This window comes from Chryseobacterium aahli (genome assembly GCF_022699665.1).
Taxonomy (GTDB): Bacteria; Bacteroidota; Bacteroidia; order Flavobacteriales; family Weeksellaceae; genus Chryseobacterium; species Chryseobacterium aahli.
On record NZ_JALDNB010000008.1, the window covers coordinates 1 to 13,863 of the forward strand.

Genomic DNA, 13,863 nt, shown 5'->3' on the forward strand with positions numbered 1-13,863 from the left:
GGTCGCAAAGCGACCGCCGATTCTTGTTATGATACTATTTTTACTTTAATGTTTAAGATTGTCTTTAAAATCATCAATCCGAAAATCCGTCAGAGCATTTCCTTTTTCTATCTTTTCTTTAGAATATAACCTGAAATCATTTTCAGTTTTTTCTAATAGATAATCATAAGGTCCGACTTGGGAAATCAACTTCACCAAAACCGGAGAAATTTCCAGACAAATGAAAAGTCCCATGATGAATGCTGCGGCAGTTGCTATAATGGCTGAGTTTTTTCCTAATTCATCCAAAGCCTGAAGTCTCGCAGCAAAACCATTGAACTTATCTTCAATAGTTTCAGTGGATTTTCTTTCGGTTTCCAGGTTGGTGTAAACTTTTGAAATTTCTTTGTCTAAATATTCTAATCTTGGAGCAGCCTGCTTTTGGTAATTTTCAAGATCAATTCTGCGTTGCTCTTTTAATTCTTGTTTGCGTTTTGCATTCGGCCCGTAACCTTCTTTACCGCTTGTTAATCCGGATTGTTTTCCCAAAATTTCTTTTTCCAATTCAACGGCTGCAGAATCATAAGACTTTTGGTATTGAGCAATTTTATCAGAGATTTGTTTTTTCTCGGTATCAAAAGGCCCACTTTGCTGAAGTATTCTTCCGCTCATTTCGCCTTGTAATTGTTTTTTATTTCTTTGAATAATGGTATTTAATTGTTTGTTGACTTCCTTTTCAAAAATTTTAAGCTCTAAAGGTTTGGAAATAATAATTCCTAAAAATGTTGCTAAAATCAATCTCGGAATCGACATCAAAATCTGATTCCACCATGTTCCAGTTTTTTTTATGGATGAAACAATGTAACGATCTAAGTTAAAAATCATCAATCCCCACAAAATCCCAAATCCCACGGAAATTAATAGATCATCAAATACGGTATACATTGCGTAACCAGCAGAAAGTGTTGCAAAAATCGCTGTAAAAAATACAATACCACCAATTCCGGAAAATTTATTCCATTCGCTTGGTGTTTTTCTGAGGATATGAATATTTCCTCCTGAGCAGACCATCAAAAATTTCTGAAACCAATTAATTTGATGACTCGTCTGATTTATAGTTTGTTGAGTGTTTTTCATTATTGAAAATTTATACAAAATTAGTATTAAAAATCATACCAATGTTACAAACAGTAATATGTTTTACCAAGTATCTATCTTTTGGTGTTTAAATAATTGATTATCATTTATTTAGATGTTGTAATCTGCTTGATATTAATTTATTGTAAATTAAAAAGTTTTATTAACTGAAGAATTGCTAAAAAAATAGTAGGTTTGCAGTCGAATATTTAAAAATTTAAGTAAAAATGAAAAGAATCAGTACTATTTTGTTGGTTATGTTTTTTATTAATTCATTTTCGCAGGACATACATAAAGAATGTGGCTTTGATAAAATCATGCAAAAATTGGATGACAGACATCCGGGTCAAAAAAAATTGAGAGAAGAAGGTGAGCAGAAGATCAGCAGTATCAATCAACAGGCTTTTCTAAATAAAGTCGGGGCAACTTCTTCGTGGAATGCATTGTATACCGGACAGCTTTATGAGATCCCTGTTGTTGTACATGTAATCGAATCACAGGATGCAGCAAATGCTAATTTAGCAGTAACTGACCAAGAAATTATCAATTGGATTGGAAGAGCAAACAGTATGTATGCCACAACTTATGGTAACGGCTTTTATCCTGAAGGGGCTGGCCCTGCCGGTGGAAATGTAATGCCATTTAAACTTGTTTTGGCAAAAAGATCGCCAACATGTATGCCTACAACTGGTATTATACGCTATAACGGAAGTACTCTTCCTGATTATGATCAAAATGGAGTTACAGATTCCGGAGCCACAGATTCTCAAATTAAAAACCAACTTGCACCACATTGGCCTGAAAATTCATACTTTAATATTTATGTAGTCATTGGTTTTGACGGAGAGCAGCAGTTATCTTATGGACTAATGGGTTATGCTGCATTTCCAACTTCATATGATTACGATTATGAAAGTTTTATGAAAGTAGCAACGATTAAGAATCAAAATGATACAACACTTACTCACGAGCTGGGTCATGCTTTTGGGCTTTATCATACTTTTCAAGGAATTTCGGCAAGCAGTCAAACAAGCTGTCCAGTAAATAACAACTGCTCAACAGAAGGTGACCGGGTTTGTGATACTTCACCATCTAGAAGTATGTATGGAGTTGCAATTCCCAACAATAATGCTATAGATCCATGTACAGCTCAAAATTACGACGGTACGCAGTATAATGTAATGAACTACACAAATTCTAACCGTAAATTTACAGAAGGGCAGAGAAACAGAGCTGTTCTGCTGATGATGGAATATAGAAAAAATCTGCTCAATTCACTTGCCGGTACCGATCCTGCAACAGTTGTCACTACTCCCGTTTCTGTAGTGAACGCACAATGTAGTCCTTCCGGAATAGTAAATCCAACTAATAGTGCTGTGGGGCCGACACGAGTAATTTTCGGAACTATCAACAGTATAAGTAACGGATATGATTCTGACGAAGCGGCTCCTGTTTATTACGCAAATTATGCTACGGCAAGCTGCATAAGACCTGCTTATTTTACAGACATTGCTTCAAATACTGCAACACAGTTGAAGGTAACTTACGCTTATGCATTTAACCATGCTGAAAAATTTAGAACGAAAGTTTGGATTGATTATAATAACAATGGGATTTTTGAAAACTCAGAACTGGTAGTTAATAACTTATCAGCCAATTTAACCACTTCAGGACTTACCATAACCAATAACATCACACCTCCCGCAAGTGCTGTAAAGAATGTATACTTAAGAATGAGAATAGTGGTAGATGCTGCTACATTCAATGGAGTAACTTTCCCTGACTTTGATGCATGTTCGCAATTGCAATATGGCCAAATGGAGGACTACGCAGTTAGGATTTTGGAAACATTAAGTACTTCTGATATTAAAAAAGATAATACTGAAACTAAAATTGTTTATACCAAAGCCACTAACAAGCTTCAGATTTTTGGAGCCAGCAAACTAGTATTTGGTGACTATCAAATCTATGATATGAGTGGAAAACTGATTCAGAAAGGAAATTCAAAAACAAATGAAATCCAGATCAATCAAGAATTAGTAAAAGGTACATATATTGTCAATTATTCAGATGGCGACAAACAAGGATCGAAAAAATTCCTTAACAATTAACAACTAAGAAGCCCTTTTTGTAAGGGCTTTTTTTATACTTAAATTAAAGCAGAGATAGAAAATATATCTACGAAAAAAATAGATCACTTCAATCGATCAGGATTCTGTTTTAAAAAACTTTCCCAGCCCGTGTAAGATTTCGTATCAGCAATCGTTCCGGAATTAAAATGATGACAGACGGCAACAGCCAAACCATCGGTAGCATCAAGATATTTTGTAGGAAATTCTTTCAGGTTTAAAAGGTTTTTCAGCATTCCTGCGACTTGTTCTTTACTGGCGTTTCCGTTTCCGGTGATGGCCATTTTTATTTTTTTTGGAGAATATTCTGTAATAGGAATGTTTCTATGAAGACTTGCGGCCATTGCAACACCTTGCGCGCGTCCCAATTTCAGCATTGACTGTACGTTTTTACCAAAAAATGGAGCTTCTAATGCGACTTCATCAGGATGAAATTCGTCAATCAATGCCAACGTTTTATCGAAAATATATTTAAGCTTGGTTTCATGATTGGGATATTTTTTTAAAATCAGTTCATGAATAGAAATCATTTCCATCTTCCCTTTTTTTATCGAAATAAGTCCAAAACCCATAATGGCAGTCCCTGGGTCGATACCTAAAATTATTTTCTCTGTTGAAATCATCGCACCAAAGATAAGGCATTCTTAAATTTATTTAAAAATTTACTCAACTTAAAGTTTCTTTTTATAATTTAGTAAAAAAACTATCATGAAAATAGTAAATAATTTATTGGCAATCAGTATGTTGTTGTGTTGTGGGGTAGGCACTCTCAAAAGCCAGTCAAAACATACTCAAAACACCAGCCAGCAAAATGAAAACCAGATTGCATATCTTTTTTTTAAGATTAATAAAGACACCAAGGGCGTAGAAAAAATTTCTTTGTATGACAAGAAAATTGTAAAAGGAAAATTAAAATCAATACCAGCTTTTGGTGATAGAGAGGCTTTGCAGAATGATTTTGTAATTACTTTATCTGATGCACAAGGGAACGAAGTTATCAAACAGTCTGTAGAAGATCCGTTAAATCCTGAATTTGAAAGTTACGGGGATACGATAGAAAGACACAAAATGTCGTTGCAGGAAAGTGAATTCAGTTTTAGATTTCCTTATTCTGATGAAATTAAATCTGTCAAAATTGAAAGAATTAATAATTCTAAAAAACAAGTACTCTTTACCCAAAACTTTTAATCATGAAAAAATATATATTCTTCCTGTTGATGGGTAGCTCCTTTTGCTTATCTCAGACATTTACTACTTCACCGTTACTTCAAAATGGCACCAATGACAAACGCATCAATATCGCAGTATTAGGAGATGGTTTTACTGCGACGCAGCAGACTGCTTTTGTCGGTTCTGCTCAGGCAACGATTAATTATTTATTCACGAAAAGTCCTTACACAGAATACAAAAATTATTTTAATGCTTATGCAATTAATGTAATTTCTGCAGAATCTGGTGTAAAACATCCGGGAACAGCTACTGATGTCACCGAGCCTATTTTTCCGGTTTCTAATCCGAATAATTATTTCAGTTCTACTTTTGATAACGGAGTACACAGATGTTATTATGGAAATGCTACAAAAGTTACACAGACTTTAGCTGCCAATCTTCCGGATTTTGATATAGCTTATATTTTAGGAAATACTACAGAATATGGCGGTTGTGGAGGAACTTATGCTTTTGCTTCGCTCAATGCTTCTGCAAACGAAATTGTGGTGCACGAGTTAGGTCATTCATTTGGTAAATTAGCCGACGAGTATTGGTTCTCTGGCTCTGGTGAGGCAGCGAATAAAACTCAAACTTCCAGTCCAACAATAATCAAATGGAAAAATTGGATAGGTATTAATAATGTTGGAGTTTATTCACATGCAGAAAGCCCGAATTGGTACAGACCGCATCAAAGTTGCGAAATGAGGTATCTCAATCAGCAATTCTGCTCGGTTTGTAAAGAGGGAATTGTTGAGAAAATTCACGGATTGGTATCTCCTGTTGATTCTTACACTCCTGCAAACAGTAGTTCTGTAGATGCTAATGCTAATGTCACTTTCACCGTCAACGAAATTCTTCCGATACCGAATACTTTGGTCAACAAATGGACGTTAAACGGAACTGTACTTGCCTCGACAGCAAATACACTGACGGTCACTCCATCGCAGCTTAATAACGGAAATAATACATTGCTTTTTTCCGTAACAGATAATACAGCGTTAGTGAAAACAGATAATCACAGTACATTGCATTTTACGAATGTTTCGTGGACTTTAAATAAGAGTACTTTAGGAACATCAGAAATTAAAGCGGAAGAGCGAAGATTCAGCATTTATCCTAATCCTGCAAATGATGAATTTTTCATTAAAGGAAAATCAAATTTCTCGAAAGATGTAAACATCCATCTTTTTGATGCATCAGGAAAGTTAGTTCCTGTAAAATTTGAATTGAAAGATGCCGCAACTGTTTATGTTGATATCAAAAATGTTCCTGCGGGCGTCTATACGGTGACGGCTACTGAGAATAAAAATATGATCATTTCTCAGAAGATGATCAAAGAATAAATTATCACACATTTTTTAATTTAACCGACTTTTTCAGGTCGGTTTTTTAATGCCTTCAAGTTTCTTATCTGCAATCGGAACCCATTTTCCATCATGACGAAGAAGATAAATTTTGTCAACGATGAATTTAGTTTTAAATTCTTTTTCTTTATAAATTTCCCAAGCCTTAAGATAGTTTTCGAATGTTAAATCACGAAATCCTACCGTTACATGAGGATGGAATGAATGGTTTTTAAAACTAAATCTTTCTTTTACGTTTAAATGTAAATCGTTCAAATCATCATTTTCTTCAGGTTGTACATATAAAACCGGATTTTTAGGATTCGGAAAACTTCCAAAACCATTCAGTGTAATTTCGAAAGGGGAAACATTGGTGTCAATCTTTTGAAAAGCTTCGTGGATATCATTCTCCAAAGCTAATTCTCTCTCAAAAGGTGGAAATAATGTAATGTGTGCATCATTTTTCAACGCTTTAGAATTACTAAAATTTAAAGCTAAATCTTCCTTGAAAACCCTCACCTCATCAATGATTTCCTGTGGTGGATAGATGGCTATGAAATACATTTTCTTCATACCGTAAAAATAAACTTTTTAAAAATTAGATTTAAAGACTTTATACATAAGAAAATTATACATAGATTTGTTATGTATAAAATTGAGAATTGAAAAAAAACAGTCTTTACAAAGGAACTTTACAAAATATCATTTTGAAATTACTTTCAAAAGAGATTAAAATGTATGGTTACCAAATGACTCAGCGGGCAAAAGAGCTTACAGCGGGCGAGTTGGAGATGACCGAAGGCGCTCTGTACCCTTTGCTGCACAAGTTGGAAGGCGACGGCCTCATTACTTCCGAAATTCAGAAAATTAATGGCAGGGATCGTAAATATTATCTTTTAACTGAAAAAGGAAAAAAGCAGCAAGCCGCTCAGGAAGCCGAAATGAAAACTTACTTGTTTAATCTAAATACCATTTTCAATATATGATGACTGACTTTCAGGAGCGTGAGATAAAAGATTTTCTGCGCAGAAAAAAATTAAGTGCTGTTATTTTAAATGAAATTTATGATCATTTTGTCGTTCAGATTTCAGAATTAATGAAAGAAAATGTAAGTTTTCAGGAAGCATTTCTTAAAACTAAAATCGGCTGGCAATATGAATTGGAAATGGTGAAGGCAGATGTTTTGTCATTCAAAAAAATTGCAAGAATTGAGAAATCAGTTTTGAAATCGAGATTTAGAAATATTATTCTTTCATCAATCTCCCTTTCTATGATTGGGTTGGTCGCATTTTTATTTTTGAATGATTATTTCTACATAGTGCAAGCCAGTCTAGCTGTTATTTGTATTTCTATGCTTGTATACAATTTTGCATTCAAAAAAATGAAATTCAGAGAATACATAGAATTAAGTTTTCATCCTTTGATTTTGAAAAACCTTGTAGTAGGATGTATTCTATTTCTAGGAGTGGGCTATTTTACTCAAAGTGCACATTTTTGGGATTTTGAGGTCATCAAAGTTTTTAGCATTTATACTGCATTGGTACAAATTCAATTATTGTATTTCAGAAGTAAAAAAGTGAATGTTTTAATTTAAGTATTTTTTAGAATGATAACCTCAGCAGAAGAAAAACAAATAGACGATTATCTGATTCTGAACAAACTTCCATTGGATATTTTGCTGGAAGTTCGTGACCACATGATTTCGCAGATTTTGGATACTCAGGTTCATGAAAATCTGAGTTTTGAAAAGGCGTTTTTTAAAACTAAAATTGCTTGGGAAGACGAATTTAAAATGACAAGATATTTTATGTTTTCTTCTCAGGAAATTCCTGCAATTTTCAAAAAAATTGTAAAGGCGAATTATCGAAGAATCTTTAGAAAAGCAGTTTCCGTTGCTGCGATTTCTTTTGCTTTGAATTTGTTGCTGATTTACATTTCTCCAGACGAAGAAACTTTCAGGTTGTTTTATAAAATTCAGAATGCTCTTTTTATAATGGTTCCTATTTTTTTAATCGTAACCAATTACAAAATCTGGAAATACATAAAACATGATTTTAAATATCGAGGCCAGATAAGTTACTCAATGTATCAGCAGAATCTGGGCTTGATGATTGTTAGCATTTCAACTATGGCTCAAAGTTTAACGAATAGTGGTAAAGCATATACTTATTTATTTCTAAAAGAAGGAAATAGTAGTTTTGCTCCTTTTCTCATTATGTTGATTGTTCCTATTTTATTGCAGACTTTAGTAGTTTTTTCAATTATCAATTTTCTTGAACACAAAAAAGCATTATTGAAAATTCAGAATTTTATCAAAACTCGGTAAGCTAGTGATGAATGTGATTAATGAGAAATACTTTCCATCATATCGGTGAAGTTTTTGATCTCACGATGAGGTTTGAAAGTTGAGCTTTTTCCTTTTTCTTCATCAGCAATGTTTGAAAGAATGATGACCGATGTTTTTGTTTCGGGATAATAAATATTAAGTGAAGGTGAGCCTTTTACATAGCCGCTGTGAAAGTAAGCAGTTGGATTTCCGATGTTCATCATAATTCCGTAGCCGTAACCCATTTTCCCGAAAATAGGATGTTGTCTCTCGGCACTTTTGGTTAAAAATTTCTTTAAAGTTTCCTGCTGTATTATTTTTCCGGAGTAGAGAGCATTATTCCACAAATGCAAATCATCAATCGTAGATAGAATTCCGCCTGCAGTAATTCCAATTTCTTTTCCGCCTAATCTTTTGGGCATATTCCCGATAATTTCAAAGCTTTTTCCATACCCCAAATATGCTGAGGCAAAGTTTTCACCTTGAAATAGATTTCCGGTAGACGAATTAGTCATTCCAACTTTTTTAAGTAAATCTATCACATTTTCATCATAAGATTTACCTGAGACTTCTTCAATGATTTTCCCTAAAGCATTAAAGCCACCATTAGAATAATTAAAACCGGTTCCACTTTTGAACATTAATTTTTCGCCAAAATTATTCAGTCCGGAAGTATGATTCAAAAGTTGAGAAATGATAATATTCTCATATCCATTCGAATGAAATTCTTTTAGATATTTTGAAACTTTATCCTCCAAATTCAATTTTCCTTCTTCCATTTTTAACAAAATTAAAACGGCCGCAAATTGCTTGCTGACCGATCCGATGGCAAAAATCGTCTGATTGTCAATTTCCTTTTTATTTTTAAAATCAGCAAAACCATTATTTTTTCTAAAGATTTCAGTTGAATCTTTAAAAACTGCTACACTTCCATTAAAATTATATTTTGAAAAAACGGAATCAATTTGATTTTGATACAGTTTGTTCTGAAAAATTGCCACCGCAGAATCTGCGATTGCTTTTTTATCAACGGGTTTTGGCGTTTCTGGTTTTTGACAGGAAATTAAAAAGATAAAAAGAGAGGAGAGGAAGAGTGATTTTTTCAGCATTTAAGATTGTTTTTTTAAAAATATGAAAAATATGATTAACATAAAAATAGAAATTATTTAGAAATCAAATCGCAAAACCAAAAAACATATTCTCCTTCCTCACTGGTTTCATCAGACTTTGGTTTCGGATAAGTCTTTTTTACCGTTTCTCCAATTTCAAATGCAATAGGATTTTTAAAAACAGGACCATCAAAAGTGAAAGTATGAAATTCTCCGTTCTCTCCACATGGATCCACATTTTTAGGTAAATCTTTAATGAAATCTTCGTCGATAATTTTGCCTGCAAAACTTTTATCGAGATAGGTTTCGTTTACGCAGGTGACGATGGTTTTAAATCCCAAATCTAAAAATTCGTGGATGAGATCTGAAGTATTTTGTTTCCATAGAGGAAAAACAGCTTTCATTCCGATAGATTGTAATTGTTCTTCACGATAGGCGCGCAAATCTTCCAGAAAAATATCTCCAAAAATAGAGTGGGTGACGCCCTGAGATTTAATTTTTGTCATCGTTTCAGACATAATCTTCTGGTAATCTTCCATCGATGGTTCTTTAGGGATTTCCATTTTAATTAAAGGAAAACCTAAACTTTCAGCTTGTTTTTCTAATAGTGAAACAGGAACGCCATGCATCGAGATTCTTTGGAACTCCTGATTGATGCTTGTTAAGAGAGATGTGATTTCAAATTGATTCTCTTTTGAAATTTTATATAAGGCAAGAGCAGAATCTTTTCCGCTGCTCCAGTTGAAGATGGCTTTGGGTTTCATTCAGCAATATAAGATTTAAAGATGAGTTGAAAGAAATGATGTTTAAAATATTTTAAAGTCATTTTATAACTATTACAAAATCAAATATAAAGGTGAAATATCTAATCATGGCGTTGAAAAATTTTCTAAATTTAAAATCTTAAAATAATAATATGAAAAACTTTTTATTAGGTACGGCTGTTCTCTTTTTTACAGGAAGCATCAATCCTGTATTTTCCCAAAAAGCTGAAACTCCAAAATTTGTAAGCAACACGGAAGGCATTAAAGAATATACGTTGAATAACGGGATGAAAGTTCTTTTAATTCCTGATGGTTCACAAAGCAATATGATTGTCAATATTGTGTATAATGTCGGTTCTAAACATGAAGGATACGGCGAAAAAGGGATGGCGCATTTGCTTGAGCACATGCTTTTCAAAAGCACTAAAAGATTGGGTGATATAAAGAAACAGCTTTCTGATAAAGGTGGTGATGCGAACGGAACAACTTGGTACGACAGAACCAATTATTACGAAATCTTTCCGTCGAGTGATGAAAATCTAAAGTGGGCTTTGGATATGGAAGCCGACAGAATGATCAATGCAACTATTCTGCAGACTGACCTCGACAAAGAATTTTCTGTAGTAAGAAATGAATTTGAAATTGGCGAAAACAATCCGGGTGGTGTTTTGATGGAGCGTATTGTTTCAACGGCTTATTTGTGGCACAACTACGGAAACAGTACCATCGGAAGCAAAGAAGATATTGAGAGAGTAAAAGCGCCAACTTTGAGGAAGTTTTATGAGAAATTTTATCAGCCGGATAATGCTACATTGATTGTTGCAGGAAAATTTGATGAAAAGCAGGCTCTTAATTACGTTTCGCAATACTTTTCGGTTATTCCGAAACCTTCCAGAGTGCTCGATCAGCCTTACACTGTAGAGCCGGCACAAGATGGTGAACGTTTTGTAGAGCTGAAACGTTCTGGTGAAAGTAAAATTGTTGGCGCGTTGTATCATACTGCCCCTTATGCCGATAAAGATTATGCGGCTTTGGATGCTTTGTCTGAGATTCTTACTTCAGATCCGTCAGGATATTTGTACAAAGCGATGATTGATTCCCGTAAAGCTGCGTCTGTATATTCTTATCAGCCAACCGTAAGAGATGCCTCTTTTATGTATTTCGGATTGGAAGTGCCTGCTGATAAAGACGTAAAAGCTGTACAAAATGATTTCAGAGCAGAGCTTAGTAAAATAACTGCAATCAAATATACTGCTCAGGATGTCGAAAGAGCAAAAGCCAAAATCCTGAAACAGATTGAAAATACTAAAAACAATACAATCAATCTAGCAATTAGTTTAACCGAAATTGTAGGTGCAGGGAATTACAAACTGTCTATGCTTTATCGTGATAACATCGAGAAATTAACGTTGGCCGATGTTCAGAGGGTTTCAGATAAATATTTTAAAGATAACAACAGAACGATAGGAGTTTTCATCCCGACTAAAGATGAGGTAAGGGTGAAAAATCTGGAATATTCTGATGAGCAGATTGCTTCATTAACGAAAGATTATAAAGGGAAAGCTCTTGAAAAAGAAGTCGCACCTTTTGAAGCAAGCGTAAAAAACCTTAAAGCTAACCTTACCGAAGGTAAATTAAGCAACGGGATGAAATACGGTGTCATTAAAAAAGAAATTAAAGGCGGGAAAGTATTGGGAAGCTTTAGATTTCCGGTGAGTAACGCTAAAGATTTAAGCGGTAAATCGCATATTGGTTCGCTGATGGCTCAAGTTTTGAAAACCGGTACAAAATCGCATACGAAAGAGCAAATTCAGGATATGCTTGATCAATGGAAATCTAATGTGAATTTCGGATTCGGTGGACAAACCTTTTATGTCAACATCAGCACTTACAAAGAACATTTACCAAAAGTAATGGGATTAGTGAAAGAAATTCTGACCGAATCTAATTTTCCTGAAGCTGAATTGGCAAAAACAGTGAATGAATACAATACGTATCTGGAAAGTTCATTGAACGACCCACAGTCAATTGCCTTTACCGAAATAGAAAAAATGACGGAGGCTTATCCTAAAGAAAGCATATATTACACATCTTCTACGCAAGAACAGATTGATAATAATAAAAAAATAAAAAGAGAAGATCTTGTTGATTTCTACAACAAAATTTTAGGAAGCAATAACGGAGTGGGAAGTATAATTGGCGATTTAGATACCAAAACTGCTTCAACATTGCTTGATCAGACTTTCGGTAAATGGCATTCAAAATCTAAGTATGAATATGTAAAACCGGAACTTTTTGCAAAAAAAAAACAAGATAAAGACTTTATCACTCCCGATAAAGAAAACGGCGCTGCTGTAGGGAAAATCAGCTTTACTATGGATACAAAGAGCCCGGATTATCCTGCACTTCTGATTGCCAACGAAATGTTGGGAAGTGGAGGGTTTTTAACTTCAAGAATTCCGACAAGACTTCGTGAAAAAGAAGGCATCAGCTATGGTGCAGGTTCTTACATGAGCGTGCCTGTGAGCAATGATGTGGCATCTTGGGGTTGGTATGCATTTTTTAATCCTACAAAGAAAAATGACGTTAATAAAGCTTTGAAAGAAGAAGTAAATAAAGCAGTGAAAGACGGTTTTACAGAAGATGAATTTAAGTCTAATTTAAACTCGTGGCTGACTTCCCGAAAAACCAACTTAGGAACAGACGGAGCTTTGATGGGATTGGTCAATCAACAATTGCAATACGGTGTTCCTTTAGAAGATTATGACGCTTTAGAAACAAAAATAAAGGCCTTAAAAGTGAACCAGGTGAACGATGTGTTGAAAAAATACATCAGTGAAGATAAAATGACTTCAGTTTTTGCCGGGGATTTTAATAAAAAGTAATTTTTTTAAGCTAATTTAAAAAGTGAGTCGGCGCAAAATTTATTTTGCTCCGACTCTTAATTTTCAGAGTAAGAGAGAATAATTCCGTCTTCAATATCGTAATCGTCTCCCAACAGTTCTCTCGCATATATTTCAGACAAGAAATAAGACTCTATTTTTTTCTCTTTTCTTTTTTGTTCAAAATCTTCTTTAGAAATTTCAGCACCGTCTAAAAAGTACAAAATATCTATGTTTTTGCGCTTGAATTCTATTTTTTTTATTTTATCTAAATTAAAATCTACTGTTTTGCCATTGTCAGTAAACTTGTTTTTACTGATGAAAGTATAATATTGATTTTGATTGATGTCATTTTCTTTATTGGAAGCATTCTCAAAAACAAAGATGTTTTTAAAACCTAAATAATCTTCAGGAATTCTGATGCTACTTCCATATCCTGCTTTGAATCTTTTTTCCAGCCTAAGAATATATAATTCCCAATTCGGATTTAATAAATCTTTATTGCCTGAAAATTTTATTTCTAGGTTGATATTTTGTGGTGGAGTGTAATAATTTCGATCTTCATCATCATCAGATCTCGGTGCATACAGGATTACTCCATCAAAAGTTTCATTATTTCTGAGTGTATCTTCTATTTTTTGCTGAGCATTCAGACTATTTGAAAACAATGCAGCAATAAAAATCCGGCTTGCAACTTTTCTGAAAGGAAACTGGAAAAAATTGTAATTTGTTTTTGGTCTTTCTTCACTGAAATATAGTCTGGAAACCTGTATTCTCCCGCAGATAGAATCATTGGAACTTAGGATTAATTTTATCTCATCATCATTCTTGTTGGTAAGATCATGTACTTTTTTTGAGCAAAGATCACAAAAGCTTCCGCCAGGAATTTCTTTCATATTTTCCCGACCCACGTTGCAAGGTTCTTTTATTTGAAATTCTTTTTTCATTCTGATGTTTTTTCTAAATTAAAAATACAAAAAAACCT

General features: G+C 33.9%; 13 protein-coding genes. 7 read left to right on the forward strand and 6 right to left on the reverse strand.

What is annotated here, in order from left to right; all coding sequences use genetic code 11:
* Window positions 1–45: 45 nt before the first annotated feature.
* The gene (locus MQX03_RS12990; protein ID WP_242803596.1) at window positions 46–1,116 is read right to left on the reverse strand and encodes a DUF4407 domain-containing protein; all 1,071 of its coding nucleotides are present in this window, start codon (window positions 1,114–1,116) and stop codon (window positions 46–48) included.
* Between the two features lie 227 nt (window positions 1,117–1,343).
* Between MQX03_RS12990 and MQX03_RS12995 the strand changes: the two genes are divergently transcribed.
* Entirely contained in the window at window positions 1,344–3,227 is a 1,884-nt protein-coding gene (locus tag MQX03_RS12995) for a zinc-dependent metalloprotease (protein ID WP_242803597.1), read from the forward strand.
* Between the two features lie 83 nt (window positions 3,228–3,310).
* On the opposite strand, the gene ruvC is transcribed toward MQX03_RS12995, so the two are convergent.
* Window positions 3,311–3,865, reverse strand: a complete 555-nt coding sequence (gene ruvC, locus MQX03_RS13000; RefSeq protein WP_242803853.1) for a crossover junction endodeoxyribonuclease RuvC — start codon at window positions 3,863–3,865, stop codon at window positions 3,311–3,313.
* Between the two features lie 88 nt (window positions 3,866–3,953).
* Here ruvC and MQX03_RS13005 point away from each other — a divergent pair, with 88 nt between their 5' ends.
* Together MQX03_RS13005 and MQX03_RS13010 are read left to right on the forward strand one after the other, a co-directional pair.
* Window positions 3,954–4,433 (forward strand): hypothetical protein, encoded by a 480-nt coding sequence (locus MQX03_RS13005; protein ID WP_242803598.1) that lies wholly within the window; start codon window positions 3,954–3,956, stop codon window positions 4,431–4,433.
* Between the two features lie 2 nt (window positions 4,434–4,435).
* Window positions 4,436–5,797: a T9SS type A sorting domain-containing protein gene (locus MQX03_RS13010; protein WP_242803599.1), complete on the forward strand. Its 1,362-nt coding sequence runs from the start codon at window positions 4,436–4,438 to the stop codon at window positions 5,795–5,797.
* 33 nt (window positions 5,798–5,830) lie between these two features.
* Here MQX03_RS13010 and MQX03_RS13015 read toward each other — a convergent pair whose 3' ends face one another.
* Window positions 5,831–6,370, reverse strand: coding sequence for a 2'-5' RNA ligase family protein (locus tag MQX03_RS13015; RefSeq protein WP_242803601.1), 540 nt, complete (start codon window positions 6,368–6,370; stop codon window positions 5,831–5,833).
* 89 nt (window positions 6,371–6,459) lie between these two features.
* Here MQX03_RS13015 and MQX03_RS13020 point away from each other — a divergent pair, with 89 nt between their 5' ends.
* The 3 genes from MQX03_RS13020 to MQX03_RS13030 are packed head-to-tail and all read left to right on the forward strand — an operon-like array spanning window position 6,460 to window position 8,123.
* A complete protein-coding gene (locus tag MQX03_RS13020; protein ID WP_242803603.1) occupies window positions 6,460–6,783 on the forward strand; it encodes a PadR family transcriptional regulator in 324 nt (107 codons plus the stop codon).
* Window positions 6,780–7,391 (forward strand): hypothetical protein, encoded by a 612-nt coding sequence (locus MQX03_RS13025; protein ID WP_242803605.1) that lies wholly within the window; start codon window positions 6,780–6,782, stop codon window positions 7,389–7,391. The genes MQX03_RS13020 and MQX03_RS13025 overlap by 4 nt, the downstream gene beginning before the upstream one ends.
* A gap of 12 nt (window positions 7,392–7,403) precedes the next feature.
* The gene (locus MQX03_RS13030) at window positions 7,404–8,123 is read left to right on the forward strand and encodes a hypothetical protein (RefSeq protein WP_242803607.1); all 720 of its coding nucleotides are present in this window, start codon (window positions 7,404–7,406) and stop codon (window positions 8,121–8,123) included.
* A 17-nt stretch (window positions 8,124–8,140) separates the two neighbouring features.
* On the opposite strand, the gene MQX03_RS13035 is transcribed toward MQX03_RS13030, so the two are convergent.
* Both MQX03_RS13035 and MQX03_RS13040 read right to left on the reverse strand, forming a co-directional pair.
* On the reverse strand, window positions 8,141–9,232 hold the full coding sequence (locus MQX03_RS13035; RefSeq protein WP_242803609.1) for a serine hydrolase domain-containing protein: 1,092 nt from the start codon (window positions 9,230–9,232) through the stop codon (window positions 8,141–8,143).
* A gap of 53 nt (window positions 9,233–9,285) precedes the next feature.
* On the reverse strand, window positions 9,286–9,996 hold the full coding sequence (locus tag MQX03_RS13040; RefSeq protein ID WP_242803611.1) for a Dph6-related ATP pyrophosphatase: 711 nt from the start codon (window positions 9,994–9,996) through the stop codon (window positions 9,286–9,288).
* Window positions 9,997–10,148: 152 nt separating this feature from the next.
* On the opposite strand from MQX03_RS13040, the gene MQX03_RS13045 reads away from it, so the two are divergent.
* The gene (locus MQX03_RS13045; protein ID WP_242803612.1) at window positions 10,149–12,881 is read left to right on the forward strand and encodes a M16 family metallopeptidase; all 2,733 of its coding nucleotides are present in this window, start codon (window positions 10,149–10,151) and stop codon (window positions 12,879–12,881) included.
* A 56-nt stretch (window positions 12,882–12,937) separates the two neighbouring features.
* On the opposite strand, the gene MQX03_RS13050 is transcribed toward MQX03_RS13045, so the two are convergent.
* Window positions 12,938–13,825, reverse strand: coding sequence for a hypothetical protein (locus tag MQX03_RS13050; RefSeq protein WP_242803613.1), 888 nt, complete (start codon window positions 13,823–13,825; stop codon window positions 12,938–12,940).
* Window positions 13,826–13,863 lie beyond the last annotated feature (38 nt).

What these genes read in the sequence shown, in the direction of transcription:
- MQX03_RS12990 (WP_242803596.1), bottom strand. Translation starts at nt 1,116, where the DNA reads ATGAAAAACACTCAACAAACTATAAATCAGACGAGTCATCAAATTAAT.
- MQX03_RS12995 (WP_242803597.1), top strand. Translation starts at nt 1,344, where the DNA reads ATGAAAAGAATCAGTACTATTTTGTTGGTTATGTTTTTTATTAATTCA.
- MQX03_RS13005 (WP_242803598.1), top strand. Translation starts at nt 3,954, where the DNA reads ATGAAAATAGTAAATAATTTATTGGCAATCAGTATGTTGTTGTGTTGT.
- MQX03_RS13010 (WP_242803599.1), top strand. Translation starts at nt 4,436, where the DNA reads ATGAAAAAATATATATTCTTCCTGTTGATGGGTAGCTCCTTTTGCTTA.
- MQX03_RS13015 (WP_242803601.1), bottom strand. Translation starts at nt 6,370, where the DNA reads ATGAAGAAAATGTATTTCATAGCCATCTATCCACCACAGGAAATCATT.
- MQX03_RS13025 (WP_242803605.1), top strand. Translation starts at nt 6,780, where the DNA reads ATGATGACTGACTTTCAGGAGCGTGAGATAAAAGATTTTCTGCGCAGA.
- MQX03_RS13030 (WP_242803607.1), top strand. Translation starts at nt 7,404, where the DNA reads ATGATAACCTCAGCAGAAGAAAAACAAATAGACGATTATCTGATTCTG.
- MQX03_RS13035 (WP_242803609.1), bottom strand. Translation starts at nt 9,232, where the DNA reads ATGCTGAAAAAATCACTCTTCCTCTCCTCTCTTTTTATCTTTTTAATT.
- MQX03_RS13040 (WP_242803611.1), bottom strand. Translation starts at nt 9,996, where the DNA reads ATGAAACCCAAAGCCATCTTCAACTGGAGCAGCGGAAAAGATTCTGCT.
- MQX03_RS13045 (WP_242803612.1), top strand. Translation starts at nt 10,149, where the DNA reads ATGAAAAACTTTTTATTAGGTACGGCTGTTCTCTTTTTTACAGGAAGC.
- MQX03_RS13050 (WP_242803613.1), bottom strand. Translation starts at nt 13,825, where the DNA reads ATGAAAAAAGAATTTCAAATAAAAGAACCTTGCAACGTGGGTCGGGAA.